This window comes from Mycobacterium sp., from assembly GCF_049673265.1.
Lineage (GTDB): Bacteria > Actinomycetota > Actinomycetes > Mycobacteriales > Mycobacteriaceae > Mycobacterium.
Genome location: NZ_JBATXN010000086.1, coordinates 1 through 11228, shown reverse-complemented (window position 1 = coordinate 11228; position 11228 = coordinate 1). Strand labels below are relative to the sequence as shown.

The window sequence follows — 11228 nt, the reverse complement described above, 5'->3', positions numbered from 1 at the left end:
GCAACCGATGGAGAAGAACGGCGAGTGCAGTAGCTCCGGTGTCATTCCGGGTACCGATCCGGGTCTGCCGACGGCGAATCAGCGGATGCTGGATCCCGCTGCGGCATGGCGGTTTTCCCGCGGCGATGGCCAGCTGGTGGCGGTATTGGACACCGGGGTACGGCCGGGGCCGAGACTGCCGGGCGTCCAACCCGGTGGCGATTACGTGGAGACCACCGACGGCCTCACCGACTGCGACGGACACGGCACTCTGGTCGCGGGGCTAATCGCCGGCCAGCCCGGCGACGACGGCTTCGCCGGAATCGCCCCCGCGGCACGGCTGCTGTCGTTGCGAGTGACGTCGGCGAAGTTCTCGCCGCGAACTCCCGGGGGCGACCCCACCGTGGCACGCTCGGCGGTCGACGTGGCCGCGTTGGCACGGGCGATTGTGCATGCGGCCGATCAGGGCGCCCGGGTGATCAACATTTCGGCGATCACCTGCCTGCCCGCCGATCGCAATGTCGACCAAGCAGAACTGGGCGCGGCAATCCGGTATGCGGCGGTTGACAAGGACGCCGTGATCGTCGCCGCCGCGGGCAACAGTGGTTCTACCGGTTCGGGTTTCGCCGGAGCGTCGTGTGAATCCAACCCGTTGACCGACTTGGGCCATCCCGACGACCCCCGCAACTGGGCGGGTGTCACGTCGGTGTCGGTGCCGTCCTGGTGGCAGCCATACGTGCTGTCGGTGGCCTCGCTGACGCCCGAGGACCAGCCGTCGAAATTCACGATGGCCGGCCCGTGGGTGGGCATCGCCGCGCCCGGCGAGAACATCGCCTCGGTGAGCAACCGCGACGACGGGGGGCTTGCCAACGGGACGCCTAATGAGCACCAACAGCTGGTGCCGCTCAACGGCACCAGCTACGCGTCCGGCTACGTATCCGGTGTCGCGGCGCTGGTTCGCAGCAAGTATCCAGATCTCAACGCCACCCAGGTGATCCACCGCATCACCGCAACCGCGCGCAACGGGGCCCGCGCGCCGTCCAATGTCGTCGGCGCCGGCACCATCGACCCGGTGGCCGCGCTGACCTGGGAGCTGCCCGCCGCTAACAACCGCGACAAAGCACCAGTGAAACACGTTGCGGCGCCCCCTGAACCGGCACCGAAGAGCCCGATACCGCGGATCGTCGCGTTCGCCGGGACTGGGGCCCTGATTTTGGCCGTGGCAGCTGCCGCCGCGATCGCCGCGCGCCGACGAAAGGAGCCCACCCAGTGAGGCCACATCAATCCATAGCACCGTCAACGGGGCGGATTACGTTGGTGGTATTGGCCATTGTGGCCGCGGCCATGGGTTTTCCGTGGCATTCAGTGCGCGAGCGTTGGGTGCTCGGTATCGCCGTCGCCGTGGTGATCACGCTGCTGGCTCGGTGGCGTGGGCTGCCGGTGACGACGATTCTGGGTCGTCGGGTGGCGATGCGCCGCCCCAAACGGGGTGTGCGCCCGGCCGGCGGATCCGGTACCGACGTGCGGACTACCGCGCTGCTGCGGGTCGCCCCGCCGGCATCGGGTCCCGATGCGCTGCCGCTGCCGCTGATCGCCAGCTATGCCGACCGCTACGGCCTGCGCGCGGACGCCATCCGCATCACCAGCCGCGATACCGCATCCGAAACCGGTGGGCCCCAGCGGGAAACGTGGATCGGGCTGACCTTGTCGGCCGCCGACAACCTCGCGGCACTGCAGGCTCGTTCGCCGCAAATTCCCCTGCACGAGACCGCCGAGATCGCAGCCCGTCGGCTCGCCGATCACCTCCGTGAAAGCGGGTGGACGGCCGCCATCGCCGACCCTGACGAGATTCCCGGGCTGTACCCGCGGCCCACTCGTGAAACCTGGGGTGGAATCCGGCACGGGAACGCGGATTACGTTGCGGCTTACCAGGTTAAGGCCGACACGGCGTTGCCGAATACCCTCGCTGCGATCTGGTCATACCCGGTCCGCGAAACGTGGACGGCGTTGGAAGTCACCGGGGCGGGCGACGAACAGACGCTGGCCGTCGCCTGCGCATTCCACACCGACGCTCCTCCCGCCGCGGGCGGACCATTGCCCGGGCTGATCTCGCATTCCGGTAATCACCGGCCGGCGTTAACGGCGTTGCATCCGTTGTCGACTCAGCAACTTGACGGTCACGTCGCGGTCCCCGAAGCCCTGCTGTTGACCCGGCTGCGCTGGCCCAGCACCATCGCACAGCAGCCAAGTTCCGCCCCCGCAGCTATCGGCTAAACAGCGCGGCGGAGTTTTCGTAGCAGACCTTACGCAGCCAAGTATCGTCGATGCCGGGTAGCCGGCTGATCGACCGCAGGGCGTCGATGTAGCTGTACGGGATGTTGGGGAAGTCGCTGCCGAACAGTATGCGGTCGCCCAGTTGGCGTAGCCGATGTAGTTCGGACGACGGGAAAGGCATCGTTTCGTCGACAAACCGCGTGAACGCCATCGTGGTGTCCAGCCGGACGTCCGCCGAGTCCTCGCAGATGTCGAGAAACTCGGCGTATTCGGGCATTCCCAGATGCGCGACGATCAGTCGCAGCCTCGGATGGCGGTGCAGCAGAAGACGTATCGGCTCTGGGCCGGTGTGCTCGCCCGCAACCGGCCCAGAGCCGCAGTGAATGACCACCGGTGTTCCGGCGTCCTCGATGACGCCCCAAACGTGGTCGAGCAGCGGGTCGTTCGGGCTGTAGCGACCTACCTGGACATGAGCTTTGAAGACCTGGACCCCGTCACCGATCGCCGCCTTGACGTAATCCGCGGCGTCCGGCTCTGGATAAAACGTTGCGGTGGCAAGGCAATCCGGAGTTGACCGGGCGAATTGGAGAGCCCATTGATTGAGCCACGCCGCCATCTGCGGCTTGTGCGGGTAGACCAGCGCGGTGAAACCACGTACGCCGAATTGCCGCAGCATCTCTACTCGTTGGGCTTCGGCTGCCCGATAGATAGTGGGCCATTCACGACCTAGCAGCGGGCCGGCGGAATCGAAGTAGTGCCACACCTTATCCATCACCGTTTTCGGCATGAAATGGGTGTGCACATCGATCACCCCCGGCAGGCCCAGGCCCGACCAGAACTGCCGGACCTCCGCGGCCTCGTCTTCGTCGGCCATCACCCATCCTCTACTTCGTCAGGTAAGCAGCAAGTAATACGGTTGTCTATACCAGGCGCTGTGCAGGCTGCTGATCAGGAGGATCGACATGTGGGATCCAGACGTCTACCTGACCTTCGCCGACGACCGCGCCCGTCCGTTCTACGACTTGCTGGGCCGGGTGGGCGCCCAGCAGCCAAGGCGAGTGGTCGACCTGGGCTGCGGCCCGGGCAACTTGACGCTGGAGCTGGCCCGACGCTGGCCGGACGCGGTGGTCGAAGGGGTAGACAGCTCACCGGAGATGGTCGCCGCCGCGTGCGAGCGCGGGGTGGACGCGACCGTTGGAGACCTGAGAACCTGGACGCCTCAAGCCGATACAGATGTGGTGCTGAGCAATGCCGCGCTACATTGGGTGCCCGAACGCGACGAGCTGATGGTCCGGTGGGCTCAACAACTGGATGCCGGCGCGTGGATCGCGATTCAGATGCCCGGCAACTTCGAGACCCCATCGCATTCGGCGCTGCGCGCGGTTGCGCGTCGTGAACCATTCGCAAAGACGCTGCGCGACACTCCATTTCGGTTGGGGAATGTGGTTGACACGCCGGCCCACTACGCCGCGCTGCTGATCGACGCCGGGTGCACCGTCGACGCCTGGGAAACCACCTACATCCACCAGCTGACCGGCGAGCATCCGGTCTTGGATTGGATCAGCGGCACCGCGCTGCTGCCGGTGCGCGAACGGCTCAATGATCAGGAATACCAACAGTTTCGAGAAGAGCTCATCCCGCTACTTGCCGATGCCTATCCGCCCCGGCACGACGGGACGACGTTCTTCCCGTTCCGCCGGGTGTTCGTCGTCGCGAAGGTTGGTGACTGATCTACCCGCTACTGCGGCAGGCCCAGTCGCTGCGCGTCGGCGCGATAGCGGTCCACCCACTCGTCGGAACGTTGATCGGCTTGGCGTTCCAGCACCGGGGCCGGTGCCAGCCGCGGATCCTGGCCGACCGCTTGCAGCACCGTGGCGACGATCGAGGTCAAATTGCGCCAGAGCACCGGATAGGCCACGTCAATCGGTTCGATGTGCTCTTCGGCCAACCAGTTACGCCAGCCTTCCTCTTGCGCCCGCATCATCGTGACGATGTGACCGATGGCGCCTGCGTGGTAGGCGGCCTGCGAGTCGCGCTCGGGGTCGGGGCGGCCCCGCCACACGCGAGTCTGCACCGCCCGCCAGAACGACACCGCCTGTGAAATCACGTCGGGCCGGTAGACGTGCACATACACCGGCTCGCTTCCGATCACGTCTCGAATCGCTGTCCGCAGATTGTCACCGCTGCGATCTGGTAATCCTGCCGCCCGCTGCTGTAGCAGCGGCGTCTGGTTCCACATGAGTTTGCCGCCCCAGATGCCGTTGGGCGTCCGGCCGGAACTGCGGATGTGCTCGCGCCAGGCGACGGACGACGCGGTGTCCGGGGTGCCCGGGTCCAGGGGATCGAGCAACCGCAGGATCGTCTCGTCCTCGACGTGGGCGAACCACTCCCGCGGCTGGGGCGCCATTCCGGTCGTCGGCAGGTACTGAAAGAACTCCTGTGGCTCGCCGGCGCTGCCGGTTGCGCGCAACGACTCGACCAGCAGCGTGCTGCCACAGCGTTGCGAAGCGAGAACGAGATACGACGTGGGATGCGCGGACACTAGCTGAGCCTAACTGGATCTGACGGCATGGTATCGATGCGTATTACCTTCACGCTGAACGCAACTATTGCTCGACGTGCTTGACTTCGTCTTCGATACCGCGGTCGACCGCGATCGCCGAGCGGCTGGTTGGCGTCTTCTCGTGGATCTGCAGATACGTCTCGGTATAGCGAGCAGCGATGCGGCTGCCAGCGAAGTCGGATGGTATGACGTCGCCGGTCTGCTGTCGCCAATCATGCAGCCGGACTGCGAGATCGGCGGCGATCGCATCGGCATCGCCGAGACCGTCTCCGGCCAATAAGTTCTTGGTCTCGGTGGGATCTGCGCGCAGATCGTAGAGTTCGCGTTCCGGGCGGGGTTCCGTCACCAGCGGAGCGACCGCATGGCCCGACGGGCTTTCTTCAATATCCCAGGGTAGATCCAGTAACGGCCGGTGGGCGTAATTCTCTATGTAGCTGAAGTCTTTCGTTCGAATCGCGCGGATCGGATCAAACGAGTCGTGATAGGTCTTGGTGGTGTACACATGATCTCGCACCGGTGCGGCGCCGTCCGGGGCAAGCAGCGCCCGGGCATGGGAGATGCCCTCGATGTCGTCTGGCTCGGCTACCCCGACGAGACCCAGCAGGGTCGGCACCAAATCCACCCCGCTGAATAGCTCGTCGTAAACCATTGGGGCTATTGCCATCCCGGTGGGCGGGCGGACGATCATCGCGATGCCGGTGCCAGCCGCATAGAGTGTGGATTTTGCGCGCGGGAAGGGCGCACCATGGTCAGTGACGAAGACCACCCAGGTGTTGGCGTCGTGCCCGGTATCGGCCAGCGTATCCAGGATCTGGCCGACTGCCGCGTCGGCCGTTGCGATGGATCCGTAGAAATCGGCCAGATCCTGACGCACCTCAACCGTATCGGGCAGATAGTCCGGCATATCAACAGCGGCGGCGTCGGCCGGTTCGTAGCGATCGCGAGGATAGGGCCGGTGGGTCTCGAAAAAGCCGGCCGTCAATAGAAAAGGTTGATGTCCGTCATGGTCCTGCAGCCATTGCTGTGCGCGTTCCACCACGTATTCGCAGTAGGAGTTCGACACGTCGAACTCGTCGAAACCGAGTCTTGATGGGTACGAGGTCTCATGCTGCATACCGAAAAGAGCGGTATACCAACCGTATTCGGACAGGATATGCGGCAGCGTACGGACACCCGAGCGGTACTCCCAACCATGGTGCGCGAGACCGACCAGTCCGTTGCTCTGCGGATAGCGGCCGGTGAACAGCGACCCTCGTGAAGGCGAGCACAGCGGCGCTGTGGCATGCGCTCTGGTGAACAAGATGCCCTCGCTCGCCAGCTGGTCGAGCCTCGGGCTCCAAACGTCCGGGTGACCATAGACACCGAGATAGCGGCCGAGGTCGTGCCAATGCACCAGCAGCACATTGTCACGGCGGTGGTTTGTTGCCTCCTGGTCGCCGATTACCGTCACCTCCTCAGATTTGCGGGCTCCGTCGACGTTATCGGCAGCGGCGTTGTGGTGGCGAAGGCGGGGCCAGTCACCAATGCGGCGGTGGATATCCGGCGGGGCCAGGTGGGCCCGGCGCAGGCGGTGGCGGCTGACCATAGGGCCATTGCGCTCCGCCCTGAACACCGCCTGGCGGCGGGCCACCGGTCCACTTTGGCGGCATGCCCAAAGTCATCCGGAATGCCGGGACCAACATGAGGCCACCGGCGGCTGCGATCACAAATCCCGCGATCAGGTCGTAGGTGATGCGACCGGTGGCGCCGTAGCGGGCTTCGCAAGCGATCGACAGCACCAGCATGACGATTCCGGCGCCGAGGATGAGGAATTGTCCCAGCTGCTTCCGGAGGAAAAGCATTACCGCGCCAGCGGCGGCAGCGAGGCCGGCGGCGATGATCAGGAACAAGCATGCCACCAGAGCCGGGGGCACGCTGGGAACCATATTTTCGATCTGTTGCCGGCACAGGCTGGAGTACTCACCGCCGAATCGTTTACAGATGTCGGTTGCACGATTGACAGCGCTGCTCAGGTTGATCCAGAGCGTCAGGGTAAGGATCGCGCCGAGCAGCCCGAGCAGCCCGATCGCGGCAAAGGTGACCCAGCTGATGGTCTGCTGCGGAGTTAGCGGGGTTGCGGGCGCGCCGTAGCCGGGCCACGCCGGTTGCTGACCGTAACCGGGTTGCGGATAGCCAGGGCCAGGCGGAGGTGTCGCCGGGTAATCGGGATAGGGGGGCTGCTGGTCGTAGTTGCCAGGTTCCCCCTGGCCGGCCTGTCCGGGCTGAATGTGCTCCGAAGGATCGTTCGGTGAACTGCCCCACTGCGGAGGGAAACCTGGCGGAGGAGTTGACACCCCGGCATCGTAACCGCGATTCACCAAGCGTTAGGCGACTGCTGAGCGATCCGACGGAGTTTGCGAATGGCAAGTGCGTTTGTCAGCAACGAAATCCAATTCACCACCAGCGCCGAGGTGGGACTCCACCACCCGGCCGTCAGGTTGTGGAACTGTGCAGACCGGTAGGCCCGTTCACATTCGGCCAATGTTCCGGAGACGCGGTAGGAGCGACTGTGCCACAGCACAATCATGCCGGTGTGCTTCACCAGCGAGATCGACAACGGGCCGACGCTGCCCGGCTGTGGCGGCGATAAGTGCTGCGGCGCAGCGGGATACGGTGCCGGCGGCGGGTACCAATAGCCGGGCTGCTGCGGGTAGGACGTGGCGTTCTCCCAGGCTTCCATGGTCTACGCGCTCGGCAAGACTATTCGACGCCGCGCGCGGTAACCCGGCCGAACCGGATAACCACCGTGTGCGGCCAGCGAGCGCAGCTGGCGCATCGCGAAGTCGCGACCGCGTCCGGCCTCGGGGATCACCACGCCTCCCCACAGCCCTTCGGCGCCAGGCGTCTCCCAGGCCTCCCGCGCGCACAACCAGCGCGCCGGGCATGCCCGGCATAACGCCTTCGCCTCCTCGTCAGGGTGGGTTGTCCAACGCTCCGGGTCGGTCGTGCAGACCGGAACGAACTCCTCGGTTGGCGCCGTCAGCGGCGCCACGGTTGCAGTCATTGCCTTTCCCCTTCTTCGCGGCGCACCCGCACCGCTGATGCTACGACTCTAACCGAAGCGTAAACGAAGTGCAACGGTTTTATCGAAAGAACGCTACGTATTAGGTCGCTGGAGCCGCACCGCGCAAGGCACAAATGCCTGTGACATGCCTAAATAGCAATCGTGTAGTGCTATGGTTATCGGGCCGACGAAGCGCCGTCGGAGCCGATTCCGTTGGAAAAGCGAAGCGCTATTCGTGCCGGCGGGCACGAGGCGTCGCGGGAAAGATGTAGCATCTCTTCGAACTGGCGGCAGGAAACGCCGCAGCGGTGGATGTGCAGTTGAAGGGAGCGTGCCGTGACAACTGGCCAGGCTGCGTCAGCGCCAGGGCCGACGCTCGCGGTACGGATCGGACCTGAATCGCACACTCTCGACCCCGTCGTCGGCGTCGCCGTCATCGGCAGAGACTCCGGGGCGACAGTCCGGGTCAACGACGACCGGATCTCGCGCTCGCACGTTCGGTTGGAGCCGCGCCGCGACGGCTGGCAGGCCTTCGACACCAGCACCAACGGGATGTTCGTCGACGGCGTGCGTCGAAGCTCTGCGCTGATTACCGGTCCAACGACTATTCATTTGGGAGCTGCGGATGGTATTCCAGTGAGCCTCGTGCCCAGTGATCCGACCGAAGCGACAGAAGTGGTCACCTCGATCGATGCTGATTCTGATGACGACGAAAAGTGGGAGGAGCTGGCCGAGACCGATCCCAATGTGGCGCGAGCCGGCCGAGCGGTCGCCGCGAGGCGACGTGAACTCGATATCACCCAACGCAGCCTGGCCAGAGACAAAGTCATCAACGCCGGCACCCTGATCGCGTTCGAGAAAGGTCGTAGCTGGCCTCGCCGCGGAACGCTGGCCAAGCTGGAAGAAGTGCTGAATTGGCCGCCCGGCACCATCACCCGCATCCGGCATGGTGGTGCAGCGGCCCACGGCGGCGAAGCGACCGAGGTGTTGACCGACACGGTCCAGGCCCCGTTGATGGCCGAGGCCGTCGAGCTCGCCATGCATGCGATCGCTACGGCGCTAGACGCGCTACCCAACGACTCGCAGCCCGAGTTCGCTGACAAAGCCAGCCCGATCCTTGCCGACCTACGCAAGCTCGAGGCGGTGGCGTCCAACGCTGCCCGCAATGCCAGGGGTGCGCCGTCGGTGGTGCTCGCTCTTAGTTCCGTGCGCCGGGCTTACAACGACCTGATGTTGCGCGCCGCGCGATCGCCGTCGGCCACTTTGGGGCAGCGGCTCTACGGGGCGCGGCACCGGGCCGAACTGAGCATCGACGAGGCCGCCAACGCTGCCGGGGTCCCCACCGCCGTCGTTCACGATGCCGAGTCGGAGCGTCCCGTTCCTGCCGGCGCCGCGGCGGCGATCGAGACGCTCATCGCGCAACTGGCGATGAGCTGACGTCGGGCTCCCTGCCCCAGCCGTTTTCCGAGACGAAATCGGCGAGCGGTCGGCCCAACGCCCAGCCATCCAATTCCAGCGAAGGTCGATCCGGAAATTCGGGGACGGGCCCAACGCACAGGATCGCCACCGGCTCGGCACCCGAGGGCATGGCCAGCAAAGGCGCCAGCCTCGTCGGATCGAACAGCGATACCCACCCCATGCCCAGGCCTTCGGATCGTGCTGCCAGCCAAAGGTTTTGGATTGCGCATGACACCGATGCAAGATCCATCTGGGGCATGGTGCGACGGCCGAAGACGTAACTGTCTCTGCCGTCGCACAGCGCGACCACCAGCAGTTCGGCGCAGTCGAGGATGCCTTCGACCTTCAGCGCTAAAAACTCTTGCGCCCGTTGGCCCAGTGCGTCAGCGGTGAGCAGCCGCTCCTCGTCGACCAGGGCGTGGATGCGTCGTCGTAGCGAATCGTCGGTGATTCGGATGAACCGCCACGGCTGCATCAGTCCCACGTTGGGCGCGGCATGCGCGGCCTGCAGCACCCGCGCCATGACTTCCTCCGGCACGGTGCTGCCCGGCACGAACCGGCGCATGTCGCGTCGTTCGGAGATCACGCGGTACACCGCTTGCCGCTCCTGCGGAGTAAACGCGTGATCGCCCACATAGCCATCGTAGGAACCGTCGTGCGCGAAGCGGCGAACCGAGGCCCAACGTGTCTGCCAGACTGGCTTCGGCGAAAGGGATCGGCCCCATGAAAATTCCTGATTCACTCGACGAATTGCCCACCAACGGCACTCGCGGACGCGTCTACGGCGAGCCCTATAAGACAGTGGATGGCGGCACGATCATCACCGTCGCCAAGGTCCGCGCCGGCACCTCGACCCCGGTCGGTGTGTTCGTCATCCACGGCGGCACCGTGAAGTGGGTTGCGGCGGTCGACGAGAACCGGATCGCGCTGATCGGGGTGATTACCGGCCTGATAGCAGCGGTGCTCGCCTGTGTGGCAGTGGTGCGCCGTCCGCCGTGGCCCGACTTGTCGGCGACGTCGCGTGCCTGGCCGCGGCACTGACCGTCACGGCCGGTAGGTAACCCCGACCGCGCGGAAAACGTATTCCGGTGGCATGTCGAAATTCAGCGATCGGCGCGGTAGCCCGGCGAGGACGTCGCCGGGAAGTGCGATCTTGTAGTGCAGTGACAGATGTCCGGTGAATGACTCGTCCACCTGACTGACGTCGATATCAACTTGCAGGCCCGCCGAGGAGAGGTCTACGGTCGCCGCCCCGGACTGCGGCGCGTCCCAACGGACGTCGACGGTGGGGCCGGCCAGTTTGGGGAGCGACGACAAGGTCGCCAGCACGCGTTGTCTTGTCACCGCCACCGACCCGACGTAGCTGGCGACGCTGTGCGTCGAACGCAGACCCGGGATCGCGCCGCTGAATCGTCGGGTGACTGCGACGTAATCGGCGAAGTAGATCAGCCCCTCCCTCTGGACCTTGGCACGCACGTCGGACGGCAGCTTGCCGATGCCGAAAAGCTTGCGGACGAAGACGGGCATCAGCGCGTGGCGTCGCCTTCGTCGTCGTCGGGATTCTGGTCGGGGGCGACTATTCGCCGGGAGGCGACGGGCTTACCCGCCACCCGCTTCACCACCTCCGGCGCAGTCGGTGGAGCGACGATGCGTCCTTGCACCGGTGCGCCGTTCTTGACCGACGGCGCCACAACGCGTTTGGTGTCGGGCTTGCTGTCGCTTCCCGATCCGCCGGCGCCGGCCATCGCGCCCGGCGGCACCATCGGCATGCCAGCCATTCCGCCTCGAGCTCCGCCCGCCGCATCCGCCGGGGCCGCGGGCACGGGCGGCGAAGTCGCCGACGATGCGGGAACGGTACTGGCCGACGGAGTCGGCGGCGGTCCGAGCTGTGCGGCCGGAGTAGTGCCGGCC

At 65.6% G+C, this 11228-nt stretch carries 13 protein-coding genes and 1 pseudogene; 5 read left to right on the top strand and 9 right to left on the bottom strand.

Annotated features, from left to right (window positions below; translation table 11 throughout):
- On the top strand, positions 1 to 1252 hold a 1252-nt coding region (gene mycP / locus WBF82_RS03035), incomplete at its 5' end, for a type VII secretion-associated serine protease mycosin (protein WP_424381621.1).
- Positions 1249 to 2253, top strand: a complete 1005-nt coding sequence (gene eccE / locus WBF82_RS03030; protein WP_424381620.1) for a type VII secretion protein EccE — start codon at positions 1249 to 1251, stop codon at positions 2251 to 2253. The genes mycP and eccE, both read left to right, overlap by 4 nt.
- Here eccE and WBF82_RS03025 read toward each other — a convergent pair.
- Positions 2243 to 3127 carry an amidohydrolase family protein gene (locus WBF82_RS03025; protein WP_424381619.1) on the bottom strand — a complete coding sequence of 295 codons (885 nt, stop codon included), beginning with the start codon at positions 3125 to 3127 and terminating at the stop codon, positions 2243 to 2245. The genes eccE and WBF82_RS03025 overlap by 11 nt on opposite strands.
- Positions 3128 to 3215: 88 nt before the next feature.
- On the opposite strand from WBF82_RS03025, the gene WBF82_RS03020 reads away from it, so the two are divergent.
- Complete coding sequence (locus WBF82_RS03020; protein WP_424381618.1) at positions 3216 to 3983, top strand: trans-aconitate 2-methyltransferase; 768 nt, start codon at positions 3216 to 3218, stop codon at positions 3981 to 3983.
- Positions 3984 to 3991: 8 nt separating this feature from the next.
- On the opposite strand, the gene stf0 is transcribed toward WBF82_RS03020, so the two are convergent.
- From stf0 to WBF82_RS02995, 5 genes are all read right to left on the bottom strand, one after another.
- Positions 3992 to 4795 carry a trehalose 2-sulfotransferase gene (gene stf0, locus WBF82_RS03015; protein WP_424381617.1) on the bottom strand — a complete coding sequence of 268 codons (804 nt, stop codon included), beginning with the start codon at positions 4793 to 4795 and terminating at the stop codon, positions 3992 to 3994.
- 64 nt (positions 4796 to 4859) lie between these two features.
- Positions 4860 to 6401, bottom strand: coding sequence for a sulfatase family protein (locus WBF82_RS03010; RefSeq protein ID WP_424381616.1), 1542 nt, complete (start codon positions 6399 to 6401; stop codon positions 4860 to 4862).
- Positions 6334 to 7149, bottom strand: a complete 816-nt coding sequence (locus tag WBF82_RS03005) for a hypothetical protein (protein WP_424381615.1) — start codon at positions 7147 to 7149, stop codon at positions 6334 to 6336. The genes WBF82_RS03010 and WBF82_RS03005 overlap by 68 nt, the downstream gene beginning before the upstream one ends.
- Positions 7150 to 7169: 20 nt before the next feature.
- Entirely contained in the window at positions 7170 to 7535 is a 366-nt protein-coding gene (locus tag WBF82_RS03000) for a hypothetical protein (RefSeq protein WP_424381614.1), read from the bottom strand.
- A 3-nt stretch (positions 7536 to 7538) separates the two neighbouring features.
- Entirely contained in the window at positions 7539 to 7859 is a 321-nt protein-coding gene (locus WBF82_RS02995) for a WhiB family transcriptional regulator (protein ID WP_424381613.1), read from the bottom strand.
- Between the two features lie 336 nt (positions 7860 to 8195).
- Between WBF82_RS02995 and WBF82_RS02990 the strand changes: the two genes are divergently transcribed.
- On the top strand, positions 8196 to 9296 hold the full coding sequence (locus tag WBF82_RS02990; protein WP_424381612.1) for an FHA domain-containing protein: 1101 nt from the start codon (positions 8196 to 8198) through the stop codon (positions 9294 to 9296).
- Here WBF82_RS02990 and bluB read toward each other — a convergent pair.
- Positions 9271 to 9951, bottom strand: a complete 681-nt coding sequence (gene bluB / locus WBF82_RS02985) for a 5,6-dimethylbenzimidazole synthase (RefSeq protein ID WP_424381611.1) — start codon at positions 9949 to 9951, stop codon at positions 9271 to 9273. The genes WBF82_RS02990 and bluB overlap by 26 nt on opposite strands.
- Positions 9952 to 10031: 80 nt before the next feature.
- On the opposite strand from bluB, the gene WBF82_RS02980 reads away from it, so the two are divergent.
- Positions 10032 to 10358, top strand: a complete 327-nt coding sequence (locus tag WBF82_RS02980; protein WP_424381622.1) for a hypothetical protein — start codon at positions 10032 to 10034, stop codon at positions 10356 to 10358.
- 3 nt (positions 10359 to 10361) lie between these two features.
- Here the strand turns inward: WBF82_RS02980 and WBF82_RS02975 are convergent, their stop codons facing one another.
- Positions 10362 to 10844 carry a hypothetical protein gene (locus WBF82_RS02975; protein WP_424381610.1) on the bottom strand — a complete coding sequence of 161 codons (483 nt, stop codon included), beginning with the start codon at positions 10842 to 10844 and terminating at the stop codon, positions 10362 to 10364.
- Positions 10844 to 11228 (bottom strand): annotated as a pseudogene (locus WBF82_RS02970) (hypothetical protein); the annotation flags it as partial. The pseudogene WBF82_RS02970 and the gene WBF82_RS02975, both read right to left, overlap by 1 nt.